The sequence below is a fragment of the Faecalibacter bovis genome (genome assembly GCF_017948305.1).
In the GTDB taxonomy this organism is placed as follows: domain Bacteria; phylum Bacteroidota; class Bacteroidia; order Flavobacteriales; family Weeksellaceae; genus Empedobacter; species Empedobacter bovis.
Genome location: NZ_CP072842.1, coordinates 2456003 through 2471527, shown reverse-complemented (window position 1 = coordinate 2471527; position 15525 = coordinate 2456003). Strand labels below are relative to the sequence as shown.

Genomic DNA, 15525 nt, shown 5'->3' with positions numbered 1-15525 from the left:
TTCTATTTAAATTTTACGGTAATTCAATAAAATACTATTCGTTACCACACTAATGCTACTAAACGCCATAGCTGCGCCGGCAATCATAGGATTTAAGAGAAAACCGTTGTAATTGTATAAAACGCCAGCTGAAACTGGAATACCAATTACGTTGTAAATAAATGCCCAAAACAAATTCTTTTTAATCGTTTTGACTGTTTGTTTTGATAAATTAATTGCTTGAACAACTTTATTCAAATCTCCATTCATAATAGTGATTTGCGCGACGTCCATCGCGATATCAGAACCATTTCCCATCGCAATAGAAACATCAGCTTTGGCTAATGCAGCAGAATCATTAATTCCGTCACCAACCATTGCTACAATTTTACCACGCTTTTGCAATTGTTCAACATAATCTAATTTTTGGTTTGGTAAACAATTTCCAATCACATGATCAATTCCGACTTCATTTGCGACTTTTTCACCAGCTTTTTGTTGATCTCCAGTTAGCATAAAAACTTCAATTCCTTCCTTTTTAAGATTTTGAATTGCGATTTTTGATGTTGATTTAATCTGATCTGCAATCCCAAATATTCCGATTAATTCTTGATTTTTTAAAAAGACTGAAATCGTATAATTTTGATCAACATATTGATCTATAATTTGTTTTTGATCAGAATTAATTTGAATGTTTTTTTCATTTATCCAATCTAACTTACCAATAGAATAGCTAGAATTATTGAACGTAGTTTCTAATCCAAAACCAATGACTTCAGAAATTTTTAAATTATTTTGAACAATAATATTATGCGGAATAACATTTAAAATAGCTTTAGAAATTGGATGATTAGTATTTTGTTCTAAACTTTTTAAAACAGAGTAATCTTCATCATTTCCAAACCATTTAAATCCAAGGACAACAGGTTTACCTTCTGTAATTGTACCAGTTTTATCTAAAATTATGGTATTAACTTGAATTGCTTTTTCTAAACTTTCGGCATCTTTAATTAAAATTCCATTTCGTGCACCTTTTCCCATCGCAACCATTAAAGCAGTTGGCGTAGCTAAACCAAGAGCGCAAGGACATGCAATGACAAGAACCGTAATAGAAGTTAATAAGGCTAAGTTTAAATTTTCTGATGGATTTGAAATAAACCAAATTAAGAAAGTTAACAATGCTAAAATCAACACAATTGGAACAAAAATTCCAGCAATTTTATCTACTAATTGTTGAACCGGAGCTTTTGAAGCTTGAGCCATTTGTACAGAATGTATAATTTTAGCCAAAACAGTATCATCTCCAATTTTATCTGCACGATAATGTATGATTTGCGTTTGATTAATTGTTCCAGTAAAAACTTTAGAATCAATTCCTTTATCAACTGGTAAAGGTTCCCCAGTTAAAGAACTCTCATCAAAAGAAGATTCACCTTTTAAAATAGTTCCATCAACAGCAATTTTTTCACCTGCTTTCGCAATTAAAATATCATTGATTTTAACCTCTTCAATTGCTTTAATTTTAATCTCATCTCCATCTAAATAACTCACTTCTTTTGGTTGCAATTCCATTAAACCTTGTATGGCTTGAGTGGTTTTAAATTTTGCTTTTTCCTCTAAATATTTTCCAATTAAAATAAAGACGACAATGATCCCAGCAGCTTCAAAATAAATAGGAGCGTGGTGTTCGCCAGGTTGATGAAAAGTGTGTGGAAAAATGTAGTTGTACAAACTAAAAATGTAAGCTATTCCGGTACTTAGTGCAACCAAAGTATCCATGTTAGCAGTTCTATTTTTTAATTGCTGTAACGCATTTACAAAGAATTTTTGACCAAAAATGAATAGAATCATTGAACTTAAAACCCACATAGAGAAATTAGCCCATTCCCAATTCATAAAAAACATACCAATGATAAACAAAGGTAAACCTAACACAACAGCGCCTAATGTGTTATTTTTTTGCAGTTTAAGGCGTAAAGCCATCATTTCATCAAATGGCATTACATCATCATCTTCCTCATCCGGAACTACAAGTTCAAATCCAATTTCATCAAGTTTTTCTTTTAAAATTTTAGGATTTGTTTTTGACGGAACATACTTGATTGTACCAGATGTATTGGCATAATTTACATCAGCAGATATTACGCCATCTTGTCTTCTTAAAAAAGATTGAGAACTCGTTGCACAAGACGCACACGTCATGTTTAGTATAGGGAAAGTTTCAGAAGTAAACTCGTATTTAATTCCAAAATCATCAAGAGTTTTGTAAACAAATTCTGTTATTTTAAAGATTTTTTTCGCTTCAATTGTTATTGATTTTGAAGAAGAATTAATAGATACTTGATCTATCAATTCATTTGTTTTAAGTTGATCCAAAACCTTTTGATAATCGGTGTTTTGATCAAAATTTAATATATCTATAGTAAGGGTTAACATGTGTAAAATATATCTTAAAGATCGTGATAATTCGTGTTATGATTCAATAACTTATATCAATTAATTATTTTTAAAAACTATTTAATCCAATTTTATAAGTTTCAATCGCACGTTGTCTAGCAAAATCGTGCGGAACAATTGGTTCAATATAATTTTGTTCATCAAAATTTGGGATCCATTTTTTGATATATTTAAAATCTTTATCAAATTTTTGTTGTTGTAAAGTAGGGTTAAAGACTCTGAAATATGGAGTTGCATCGCATCCAGAACTTGAAGCCCATTGCCAATTACCAACATTAGAAGCCATTTCGTAGTCATTTAATTTTGATGCAAAATAAGATTCGCCCCAACGCCAATCGATTAAAAGATGCTTACAAAGAAAACTTGCTACAATCATACGTACACGATTATGCATAAATCCTGTTGCATTTAATTCTTTCATTCCTGCATCAACAATTGGGTAGCCAGTTTCGCCTTTACACCAAAGATCAAACTCTTTTTCGTTATTGATCCATTGAATGTTATCATATTTAGGCTTGAAAGCAGAATAAGTTGTAGCAGGGAAATGAGCTAAAATTTGTATAAAAAAATCTCTCCAAATTAATTCATTTAACCAAGTTTCTAATTGATGATTATGAGCAAATCTTACACATTTATGAATAGAAATGGTTCCGAATCGTAAGGGTAAACTTAATTTAGTAGTAGAATTTAAACTTGGAATATCACGAGTTTCCTTATAATTGGATAAAGAATCGAGTGGGATATTGGGTGAACTAAATTCTATATCAGTTTTTTGAAAACCTAGTGATTGAAGCGTTGGAAAATCAAATTTTGAAGTATAAAAATTATTTAAATTTAGTTCATATTCCTTAAAATCTGAATCAGTAAGTTTTAATTTCCATTGTTTAGAATAGGGTGTAAATACGGTATAAGGAGTATTATCTTTTTTAAGAATTTCATCAAATCTGAAAATCACATGATCTTTGAATTGATGTAAATTGAAATGCTTTTTTACTTCGTTATCACGATTAATTCCATACAATTCAAAATCTTCATTACAAAAAATGTTTTCAATATTATATTCATTTTTTAATTGTAGTAAAACTTCAATTGGATTACCATATCTAATTAATAATGATGAATATAGTTTTGAAAGTTGATTATTTAAATTTTCTAAACTTTGGTGTATATAATCTACACGACGATCGTACTTATCGTTTAATTCACTTAAAATATTATGATCAAAAATGAATAAAGGAAGTACTGGTAAATCTTGCTTAAGTGCATGATATAAACCAATATTATCTTCTAATCTTAAATCTCTTCTAAACCAAAAAATATTAACTCTATCCATAGTAGTATTCTAATTTAAAAAAAAAGCGACTTTTTTTAAGTAAAGTCGCTATTTGTTATATATTCATAGTCCAGTTTTATTTTGGTAATTCTGGAGCTCTCATTTTATATTGATTTTGTTTTAAACTCATTAAGAAAGCTTCTAAAGCATCCATTTCAGCTGCATTTAAATTCAATTTCTGAATCAATGGAGAAGTTTTAGGAAACAAAGAATCATTCTTTTGCTTTTCGTTTGGTTGAAAATGGAACATTCCTGCGTTATACATATTTAAAACACCACGAATAGTTGGGAATAATCCGTTATGCATATAAGGTGCATTTTGTGGAACTTCTCTTAAAGATGGAGTTTTAAATTCACCAACATTTTTAGCTAATTTAGTAGTGTTGTATAATCCTAAATCTTCGTATTCACGACCATAATAAGTTAAACCAATATTATGGAATTTACTATCAGAAAATAATGCTGTATTATGACAGTTTATACAACGCGCTTTTGTACGAAATAGGTGTAATCCTTGAACTTCCTGATTAGTTAATTGGGTAGAATCACCTGCAATAAATTTATCAAATCTAGTTTTTGGAGATAAAATCGTACGTTGAAAAGTAGCTAAAGATTGTACAATTCTTTCGTTCGTTACTTTTTCATCACCAAATGCATCTTTAAAAAGCTTTTTATATCCTTGGATTTGCGCAATTTTTTTTGTTGCAAAATCGATGTGATGATTCATCTCTTTTGGATCTTTAATAGGAAAAACAGCTTGTTCTTCTAAAGTTGTTGCACGACCATCCCAAAACATTGCTTTTGTGTAAGCAACATTCATTAATGAAATAGAATTACGAGCACCTTGCTGACGATCTTCCCCATAAGGAACACGTCTTGCATCACCCCAATTTTGTTCAGGATCGTGACAGTTGGCACAAGAAATTTGATTCGAATTTGATAAACGAGGATCAAAGAATAATGATTTTCCTAAATCAGCTTTTTCTTTCGTGTATGGATTATCTTCAGGAAAAGGAACTTTTCCTAATGAGCCAATATCCTCGAAACCATCAGCGTAAACGCTAGCATCAACAGTTGGTTTTGGCCATTTTGATTGGTCACCACTTGAGTATAATGTTTTCAATTGATCGATTGTATAACCTTGATCAATTACATTATTAGGTTTCAAAGCTAAAAAAGTAAAAGTAACACCAAGTGCAACTAAAGGAATCGCCTTTTTCATTCTCATTTATTAATAATTAAGTTGAATACCAAAGTTTACTTGATAAGTAGTTTCTGTATTCAAATCAACATTTAAATTTCTATTATTATCTAATGCGAATATACTTCTTAATTGTGTATATATTACGACATTTTTGTTATTTTTAAGAGGCAAAATGTAGCGTACATCAGCATTTGCATTCAATTTATCCATCGAGTTATATGCAAAATCATGTGCTATAACTTCCTTAAAAAATACATTATCTGTAGCACCTGAAAGGTTTAAGAAATTTAGTTCATTTTTTAACGCTGTATAGTAATTGAATCCAACTCCAACATTAAATTTCGCCTGATTTTTAGAATCAATATCTTTATTAGCATAAATCCCAGCAGTTAAAGAATTAATTTTTTGATCAACATAGCCTAATTGATCCATGTATCTATTTTGGTTATACGCAGCAAATGCACCGATATGATATTTCACAAATTGCTTATCATTTTGGTTCAATAAATTAACATCGAAAGTAGCATTTCGCTGACGATTCATGTAATTCGTTCCTAATGATTTAATATCATAATTTTTAGAAGTAGTTTTATAACCACTTAGCGATGAACGTAAAACTTTTCCATCAATATTTTGGCGTAATTTCACGCCTCCTTGATAAGAAATTGTTTGGTATTGAAAACGTTTGAACTTATCATTTTCAAATTCATCATCAAACCAATTTTCTAAGTTTTTTTGATAGATATAATGAGCAGTTATAAGCGTATTTTCTAAATTCAAATTATATCCAGCACCAGCTTTTTTATAAGTTGTACGAGAAAAATATCCAGCACCATAATTTAAATAAGGACGATTGACTACGCGACCGAATCCAGAGTTGAAACGCATGTACGTTTCTGGATAAGCAATATTATTTAGCTGAGAATTGCTATAATAGTAATTATAATCTTTGTCTTTGCGACCATAACCAGCTAAAACAAAAAGTTGATGCGCACCTAAAGTATATCCTGCTTGAATTTCTCCACTTAATTTACGGTTAGAAATTTCTGGTCTTGGATCTACCTGACGAGCTAACTTATTGGCATATAATCCTGCCTTAGCAGCCAAATTAAATCCACCAAAATTCTTTATGATTCCTGCATTTATATCATATTGTTGATTGCTCCAATCTGAAGCTCTTGGCACAAAATAATATTGAGGATGCAATACTTCAATGTCGTCTGTTCGGGTATCATCTAAAGTATAAGCCAAGTTTTTCTCGTTATATTTTTGTAAATCAATATTTCCGAAAATTTTTAAATCAGGATTTACATTATATAAACCATGTGTTTTGAAACCGTAACGTGTAGTTTCAGCTGCAGTTTGTTTACGAGCAAATTCGTTTTTTTTGAATTTGAAATAAACTTCTGTATGCGTAAAATCTTTTACATTTTGGTTTGCATAGGTGATAGGTAACAAATTTAATTGATCAATATCTTGTTGGTGTAAAGGATTTGAATCAATTTTTATTGTATCGTTATTTTGAGCAAACGAAATACCGCCTAATGTCGCCGCCATTAAGAATAAAGCCTTGTTTGTACTTTTACGCACAAACAAGGATATATCATATGAATTTAAATCTAATGTAGATTTCATTCTTTAGTTTTTTGATTAATTAGCGAAAGCTTTTGGCTCTGCTTTAATTGTTACGAAATCTTCAGTCGAATTATTCGTGTCTTTTAAGATAATACGACCATTGATTACTTTCTGAGTTTTTCTAATAACTGACTGAGAACTAAACGCTCCAGTTGGTAAATAAGTTACACCAGCATCATCTCTAACATTTAATTTTTTAGGGACTAAATTATTAGCTAAATCTCGCGTTGTATCTAAACCATCAATAATTAATGAATTAGGTATTTGTAAGTATAAATTATTATTAGCTCCACTCGGATTTCTAAGTTTATCGAAAGAAGCAATTTCGTCAGGAGTTGCTTTAAAAATTATAAATCCATCACGTCCCTGATTATCTAAAATCATATCTTGCCCAGAAACCCAATGTACAATTTCTAAATCTGGAACATTTGGATTTTGGATGTCGTAACGGTATTGATTTCCTGTGTATGAAGTTAAATTAGCTTCAAAATCAGCGTTAGATAAATCAACAGTTAATTCAGGTTCTTGTATACTTACTGAATTTCCGTTATTGTCTGTGTAATTTGATTTATGATTAATTGCTGTTGCTGCAATGATAATACTTTTTCCTGGTTGAATAGGATATTGCTCTCCTGAACCTGGAATACGATAAACATTATCTGCATAAACATAATCTGTATTTGCTGCATTACCTTTCGTATTACCTTCGCTCATTGCCCAATTTAACTGGCCTGATGGTAAGTTAAAAGGTTCTGTACCAATTGTATTATTACCAAATAATTGTGCGAAAATTAATCCATCTGCGTAAATAACTTCATTGGAATTGTTGTAAATTTCAACAAATTGATCACGGAAAGAAGCGCCTCTTGTTGTGTGCGATCCACCATAATAAACTTGTTTAATAACTAAACCACCGATAGAATTTACTGAAAATAATTCAACTGTAATTGTTGTGCCACTTGTTAGAATATCAATATTCTGTGTAACTCCATTGAAAATAATATCATCTTCTGAACCAGAATTATATCCAAAATATTCTTCGAATTGAGTAGGAGTTAGAGAAAAATTAACTGTTGCTGTATATTTTCCAGGTAAAATTGTTGGTAAAACATAATTACCGTTTGCATCTGTGATACCTATATATTCTACACCTGTATCTACATTACGAAATGTAACATTTGCATTTACGGCTTGTTTATCCGTTACAAAATCACCTCCAAATTTAACGTGAGTTGTTACACTTACAGGAGTTAAATTCATTCCTCCAAAATCATCATCCGAACATGAATTAAATAATAATCCAGCGATAAATGGTGTTAAGACAAGTAACTTTTTGTACATATATAATATGTTTAGTAGTAATAATTATTAAAATGAATATTCTAATTTTCCACCTAATGAAAATTGTGCAATAGGGTAAATTTGTTTTACTCCATTAGTATCGAAATATGTTGGTTTTAAACCAAACACATTTGTTGTGTAAACTGAAATTTTAAATCCATTCATGAAATCTTTAGATAATCTAAAATGAATGTTATGAATTGAATTTTGTAAACTTTCTTCCCCTTTTACAGATGTTTTTATAAGATGACCATACAAATCAGTATTCATTTGATCTTCGACAGGAATTGCATGATATTGCATTTGATCATCTAAATAACCAATTGGAAATCTGTTCTGATTTCTATTATGATTCATTCTTAAAATATGCTCAGTTCTTAAAGAAACTAATAAACCTACCTTGCGTAAGTGATAATTAAAATTAGAACCTAATGTTAACTGGTCAGTTTTAGATTCTAAACCGTTATACACTGCATATTTTTCTGGCTCTGTTAAAACCGTAGATTGTGAATATTGTAATTTATTTGGTGTATTCGTCGTCTTAATGTAAGATGAATTGACTTGAATATCTAAATTAAGTGGTTTGATACGTTTGAATGTCATAAACGCCTCAAGTCCTAAATCTTCAGATTCTAAAGCATTTCTTAATTGTGAACCAAAGAAACCTATATTTCTTTCACCGATTACATTATAAGATGGTGTTGAAGATGATGTATCTAAAGCAATTTCGCTTATTGTACGTTGAAAAGGATCATCGATCGATGTAATTCCATCAGTCATTTTATTGTAAAATCCAGTAACGTTAAGCGTACCAAATTTAAAATTAAGATCAACTCCAAATTCAGTATTCATTGAACGAATTGGTTTTAAATCTGGATTATCAGCTGGTAATTCAAAAGTCTGAATCCAACCAACTAATCCTGCACCTGGTACAGAATAAATTCCGTCACCTAATAAATAATCGTAGAAACGATTACCAGTATATAACTGATTAAGAGAAGGTGTTTTACTCGCCATACCGAAACCACCTCGTAAACGTAAGAATTTATTAAATCCATAAGATGTATTGATACGAGGTTGTAATGTTGAAAATCCTAATTGATTTTCGTAACGTAAACCAAGATCTAATTTTAAAACTGCATCTCCATCAAAATATTTTGTAATTTGATCTTCTGCATAAGCGGAAAATTGAAAAACAGTTTTTGTATTTCTGAAATTATAATCACGATAACCTAATGAACCACCAGCACCACTTAAAGTTAAATAATTAGGTACACCATTTCCCGTAGTATAACGACCACGACCTTGATTTGAACTTGTACGAGTTGATAAACCAGCAGAAAATGTATGAATCCATTCGTTTTTAGATTGCAAAGATTTAACACCTTCAATGTTTAAATAAGTCGAAATAGGAATTCCTTCCACATTCATGTTATAAAAATATTGAGCAGGAACTATAATCGCTTGATGAATTCCTTCTGAAGTTGAATCAGTTATAGCTGCATTACCTAAATTTCGCCATTCTTCTTTATACGAATTTGATTTTTCGTAGTTTAAATTCGCATCAACATTAATTGTTTCAATCCAAGATTTATTTAAATTCCATTTCAGATTATTAGAAATACGAATTGTAGTTCTATCATCTTTTACTTTTGCATCTGCAAAATCATCTGGATTATTTTTTAATTCATCCGCACGATAACCAATATTTGCAGTCAACGTATTTGTTAGAGTAGAAGCAAGGTTGTTCGTTTTCCAAGAGATATTTCCGTTTAAACGATTGTATTTTGTTAAACTATTTCGAGGATCTGAATTAGATTCTAAAAAGTTAATTTGTGCATTAACAAAATTTCTTGAGCTTAGTCTAAATCCTTTAGATAAATTGTATTCTGTTGTTGCATCGCGCATAGAAATTGAAGCTCGGTAAGGAGTTTCACCAACTTTAGTCTGTATTAAAACCAAACCAGAAGTCATGTCACCATATTTTGCCGAAGCAATACCTTGTACAACTTTAATTTCTTCTATGTTATTGGTTGCAACTTCGCGTAAATCAACTCCGTAATTTGCATTAGAAAACGAGTAATCAGAACCATCTCCAAACGTATTTCCTGAATTATAACTGAATGCACCAGAAGTATTAGGAGAGAAGGTTTGCATATTTTCGTTGTTAGATAACGGGATATCATTAACGACGATAGATGTACCAAAAGCACGATTGGCAAAATAATCTTGTCTATCTCCAGAAGCATTTGTTAATTTCGTAATATTAGCATTGTTATTAGCTGTACGAAAAACAATGTTTTTGAATTGATTATTATTAAAATCAGGAGTAAATTGCCCAGGCAATTGTTCTAAAACTTCGTTAATAGAAAAAGCTTGTACATTTTCAACAGCTTCTTTACCTAAAACGATTTCAGAATATTCTTTTTTACGTTTAGGGAAAATAACAACTTCTTCTAAACGCAAGTTTTGTTTGAAAAGAGTTGTTGTAACATTATTAAAATCCGGATCAACAATTACTTCTTGTAAGTCTTTCCCTAACTGAGAAATGATTAAAGTTGTATTGTCACTTGAAACTTCTATTTTATAAGTTCCATCTTCTTTTGTATGCGTCCATTTTTTACTAATTGGTTCTTGTACCAATACATTAGATAATGGTTTATTGTTCTCATCAACTATTTTACCTGTAATAATCTTCTGAGCTTGTAAACTAGTTAGTGTACCAAGTAATAAACCTAATGTAATTAACCCTTTTTTCATTATAACTGAATTCGGGTACAAATTTATTTTAAATTAATCTAAATAGCAATAGTTTAGAAAAGTAATTAAGACCGATATATATGATATAAGTAAGTTTTTATTCAATGATGATTTATTATGTTAAATAGATAGATCTCAAAATTTAATTGTGAAGAAGGTATGCAGCTTAGAATCTTGTTATAAAATGAATAATTAGAAGTCTATTAATGTTGAACAATGTTGTAGGTAGTTTAAATATCTAATCATAGAGATAAGGTTTAACTAAATAGTATAATCTAAGCAATTAGGAATTAAGATATAAGTAGAAATAATTATTATTTAACATAATAAAGATTATTAATAATAAAATATCTATGATATTTTTATTATTATAATATATATTATGTTAAATTGATATATTCTGTATACACTATTAAGTATAGAAATATTTAAATCATTCTGGTGTTACAGGTTTTCTTTTAGTATGAATTGGATAAATAAATTTTTCTGGTTGCAGTTCCGGAATATATTTTAGAATTATATAATCTGTAAACATTATGATTGAAGAGATTTCTTTGTTCTCGTAAACAGATTTAGGATTATTAATAATTATATTATTATCTATAACGATTTGATGACCGATTCTAAAATCTAAAATTGTATCTGTCTTAATACTTTCTTTCGATAGCTTAGCTTGTATCATTCTATAAAGCATAACATCTTTTGGTTCTAATTTAAAATTATAACCTCCAGCGTAATCAGTTTCAGAAATTTCCAAAGGAAAGTTTTTACCAGCTTCTATATTTGCCTTAACCATAAAATTATCGCTTATATTAATTTCATAAGGCATTGTAAAATTTTTTGGTTGTGCGTAATAGTAATGTAATTCGTTGCTTACGATTAAATCTACAAATTCGACCTCGTTTTTTGTAACCTCGTTTGCTAAAGCTTTATAATGATGTTTAATCTTATAATTATTAGTAATAGGTTTCTCATCAGCTGTTGTAATTGAATCCACTATTTGAATTGAATCTTCATCTGACAGTTGATTTTCATTTTTTTTACTATTATAATGATATTGTATTAAATAAGAATATTTACCATCATTTAAATTCCAAATCAACTGTTTATCATTATTTGCCAATTCATAACGTACATCAATTAATTCTTTATTTTTAAATTGATGACAACTACATATTATGCTCCCAGCTGCTAAACAAATTCCTATAAAAATTTTATTCATTTTAGTCTTAGTTATATTAAATATATAAAAATTCACTTACACTTAGTCTAAAACTTGATTGGTTGTAATTACAGAAATTTCTATTTAACATAATATTTCTTGATAAAATAAAAAAAACCTCCAATTTCATGAAGGTTTTAAATTATATAGATTACGATCTAAATTACATTTTTGGCATACCACCTGGCATTCCTGGGAAACCACCAGCCGGCATATTTTTAGCCATAGATTCCATCATTGATTTTCCTTGAGAAGAGTTCATGAATTTCATCATTTTACCCATCTCAGAGAATTGTTTTAATAATTGATTAACCTCCTGTAAAGTTGTTCCAGAACCAGCTGCGATTCTTTTCTTACGAGAATTATCAATAATATTTGGATTCTTACGCTCTTTCGGAGTCATCGATTTTATGATTGCTTCAACACCTTTAAAAGCATCATCATTAATTTCAACATCTTTTAAAGCTTTACCAGCACCTGGGATCATTCCGATTAAATCTTTCATGTTACCCATACGTTTAATTTGCTGAATTTGCTTTAAGAAATCATCAAAATCAAAACTATTTTTTGCAATTTTCTTTTGTAAACGTTTAGCTTCTTCTTCGTCGAATTGCGCTTGTGCACGTTCTACTAACGAAACAACGTCCCCCATACCTAAGATACGGTCAGCCATACGTTCTGGATAGAAAATATCTAAAGCTTCCATTTTCTCACCAGTCGAAATAAACTTAATTGGTTTATCTACAACTGTACGAATTGTTAATGCAGCTCCACCTCTAGTATCACCATCTAACTTTGTTAAAACAACACCGTTATAATTTAATACATCATTAAAGGCTTTTGCAGTATTTACAGCATCTTGACCAGTCATCGAATCCACTACGAATAATGTTTCCGTTGGGTTAACTGTTTGGTGAACACGACGAATTTCATCCATCATTTGCTCATCAATAGCTAAACGACCTGCAGTATCTATAATAACAACATTATTTCCGTTTTGTTTGGCTTGCGCTAATGCGTTTTGTGCAATTTCAACTGGATTTTTGTTTTCTAAATCAGCGAAAACATCAACACCAATTTGCTCACCTAAAACTTGTAACTGATTAATAGCGGCAGGACGATATACGTCACCAGCAACTAATAAAACTTTTTTGTTTTTAGAAGTCTTTAAATAGTTAGCTAATTTACCAGAGAAAGTTGTTTTACCAGAACCTTGTAAACCTGCAATTAATATAATAGCTGGGTTAGCTTCTATATTTAAATCGGCTTGCTTACCTCCCATCAATTCAGTTAATTCGTCGTGAACGATTTTAACCATTAATTGACTAGGGTTTAATGATGTTAATACATCAGATCCTAATGCTTTTTTCTTTACTGTATCTGTAAAATCTTTAGCTACTTTATAACTAACATCGGCATCAACTAAGGCACGCCTTACCTCTTTTATCGTTTCAGCAACGTTAATTTCTGTAATTTGTCCTTTTCCTTTTAAGGTATGTAAAGCTTTGTCTAATTTATCTTGAAGACTTTGAAACATGTCTATATTGTTTTTTTAAAGGTTTACAAAGATAATAATTTCTTTCTATTTGAATAGAATATAAAAATTTTAGTATCTTAATAAATAAATGTTTAACTTTAATTTATTGACACTAAACATAATATAATTATGAAACATTTTTACCTTTTTGTAGTTGGGTTATTCATTTCAACCCTTGTTTCTTCTCAAACAAGAACAAAAAATAATGTTAGCGAAGATTCAACTTTCTATTTTTACACCATTCATTATGGCTATAATAAAGATATTTATGTATCAGATGTATATGCTTTGGATATAAATAGAAGTGATTTATATAAAAACACAAAAGAAAGATTTGAAGATGTAAAAGAACATATTATCGGTCATGGGATTGCGAAAGAAATCCAAACAGGATATGAGAAAAACTACTTCAAAAAAGTACAAGCAGATACTGAAAGAGATTATTTGATGAGTCAATTTAAAAATCAAGATTATAAAGTAATTACGTTTAAATATAAATAAGAAAAGCCGTTCGATTCGAACGGCTTTTTTATATCTGTATATTGAAATCTTATTTTAAAGATCCAACCATTTCTTCAGGTTTAACCCACTCGTCAAATTCTTCAGCAGTTACATATCCTAATGCAATTGCAGTTTCTTTTAATGTAGAGTTATTTTTGTGAGCTGTTTGAGCGATTTCAGCCGCTTTGTAGTAACCAATTTTAGTATTTAAAGCAGTAACTAACATTAATGAGTTATCTACTAATTCTTTAATACGATCATAGTTAGGCTCAATTCCTTGTGCACAGTGCTCGTCAAAAGAAACACAAGCATCACCGATTAAACGTGCTGATTGTAAGAAATTAGCAGCCATTACTGGTTTGAAAACGTTTAATTCGTAGTGTCCTTGTGTACCACCAATTGTAATTGCAACATCGTTACCCATTACTTGTGCAGCAACCATAGTTAAAGCCTCACATTGTGTAGGATTTACTTTTCCTGGCATGATAGAAGATCCTGGCTCGTTTTCTGGAATTAAAATTTCTCCAATACCTGAACGAGGTCCTGATGCTAACATACGGATATCATTCGCAATTTTGTTTAATGAAACAGCTAATTGTTTTAAAGCTCCGTGAGTTTCAACGATTGCATCGTGTGCAGCTAAAGCTTCAAATTTATTTTCTGCCGTTACAAATGGGTGTCCTGTAAATTCAGCAATGTATTTAGCAACTAATACATCATATCCTTCTGGAGTATTTAATCCAGTTCCAACAGCAGTTCCACCTAAAGCAACTTCAGATAAATGTGCTAATGTATTACGTAAAGCTTTTAAACCGTAGTTTAATTGAGCTACATAACCTGATAATTCTTGTCCTAATGTTAATGGAGTTGCATCCATTAAGTGTGTACGACCAATTTTTACAACGTTCATGTACTCAGCAGCTTTTTTAGCTAAAGTATCACGTAATTGTTCAACACCTGGAATTGTAACTTCTACAACAGCTTTGTAAGCAGCAATGTGCATACCTGTTGGGTAAGTATCATTAGAAGATTGTGATTTATTTACATCGTCATTTGCTTTTAAAACTGGTTCACCTTCACCAATTTTACCACCAGCTAAAACTTGAGCACGGTTTGCAATAACTTCGTTAACATTCATATTAGATTGAGTACCTGATCCAGTTTGCCAGATAACTAATGGGAATTGGTCAGCTAATTCACCTGCTAAAATTTCGTCACAAACTGCAGCAATCGCATCACGTTTTTCAACTGGTAAAACACCTAATTCAGCATTTGCATAAGCAGCAGCTTTCTTTAAGTAAGCAAAACCTTCAATGATTTCTTTTGGCATTGAAGCAGCTTCACCAATTTTGAAGTTATTTCTTGAACGTTCTGTTTGAGCTCCCCAATATTTGTCAGCAGGAACTTTAACTTCCCCCATTGTGTCTTTCTCAATTCTGTATTCCATTTTTTTGTAAATTATTTCGTTAATTGAAATGTTATATGTTACAAATTTAAGCAATCGATTTGTTAAAGAAAAGTGATAATTATTAGTTTTAATACTAAAAATATTATCA

General features: G+C 30.3%; 10 protein-coding genes. 1 reads left to right on the top strand and 9 read right to left on the bottom strand.

Going from position 1 to position 15525, the window contains the following annotated elements; genetic code table 11:
- Positions 1-6: 6 nt before the first annotated feature.
- From J9309_RS11885 to ffh, 8 genes are all read right to left on the bottom strand, one after another.
- On the bottom strand, positions 7-2415 hold the full coding sequence (locus tag J9309_RS11885) for a heavy metal translocating P-type ATPase (RefSeq protein ID WP_230476100.1): 2409 nt from the start codon (positions 2413-2415) through the stop codon (positions 7-9).
- A 70-nt stretch (positions 2416-2485) separates the two neighbouring features.
- Positions 2486-3769 carry a cryptochrome/photolyase family protein gene (locus J9309_RS11880; protein WP_230476099.1) on the bottom strand — a complete coding sequence of 428 codons (1284 nt, stop codon included), beginning with the start codon at positions 3767-3769 and terminating at the stop codon, positions 2486-2488.
- Positions 3770-3845: 76 nt separating this feature from the next.
- On the bottom strand, positions 3846-4997 hold the full coding sequence (locus J9309_RS11875) for a cytochrome-c peroxidase (RefSeq protein ID WP_317192134.1): 1152 nt from the start codon (positions 4995-4997) through the stop codon (positions 3846-3848).
- 3 nt (positions 4998-5000) lie between these two features.
- Positions 5001-6608, bottom strand: a complete 1608-nt coding sequence (locus J9309_RS11870; RefSeq protein ID WP_230476098.1) for a DUF6850 family outer membrane beta-barrel protein — start codon at positions 6606-6608, stop codon at positions 5001-5003.
- Between the two features lie 15 nt (positions 6609-6623).
- On the bottom strand, positions 6624-7949 hold the full coding sequence (locus J9309_RS11865; protein WP_230476097.1) for a DUF4876 domain-containing protein: 1326 nt from the start codon (positions 7947-7949) through the stop codon (positions 6624-6626).
- Positions 7950-7976: 27 nt separating this feature from the next.
- Positions 7977-10709, bottom strand: a complete 2733-nt coding sequence (locus J9309_RS11860) for a TonB-dependent receptor (RefSeq protein WP_230476096.1) — start codon at positions 10707-10709, stop codon at positions 7977-7979.
- A 433-nt stretch (positions 10710-11142) separates the two neighbouring features.
- The gene (locus J9309_RS11855) at positions 11143-11931 is read right to left on the bottom strand and encodes a hypothetical protein (RefSeq protein ID WP_230476095.1); all 789 of its coding nucleotides are present in this window, start codon (positions 11929-11931) and stop codon (positions 11143-11145) included.
- A gap of 163 nt (positions 11932-12094) precedes the next feature.
- Positions 12095-13468 (bottom strand): signal recognition particle protein, encoded by a 1374-nt coding sequence (ffh, locus tag J9309_RS11850; protein WP_230476094.1) that lies wholly within the window; start codon positions 13466-13468, stop codon positions 12095-12097.
- Positions 13469-13597: 129 nt separating this feature from the next.
- Here ffh and J9309_RS11845 point away from each other — a divergent pair, with 129 nt between their 5' ends.
- The gene (locus J9309_RS11845) at positions 13598-13969 is read left to right on the top strand and encodes a hypothetical protein (protein ID WP_230476093.1); all 372 of its coding nucleotides are present in this window, start codon (positions 13598-13600) and stop codon (positions 13967-13969) included.
- Positions 13970-14018: 49 nt separating this feature from the next.
- Here J9309_RS11845 and fumC read toward each other — a convergent pair whose 3' ends face one another.
- Entirely contained in the window at positions 14019-15416 is a 1398-nt protein-coding gene (gene fumC, locus J9309_RS11840) for a class II fumarate hydratase (RefSeq protein ID WP_230476092.1), read from the bottom strand.
- Positions 15417-15525: the final 109 nt, after the last annotated feature.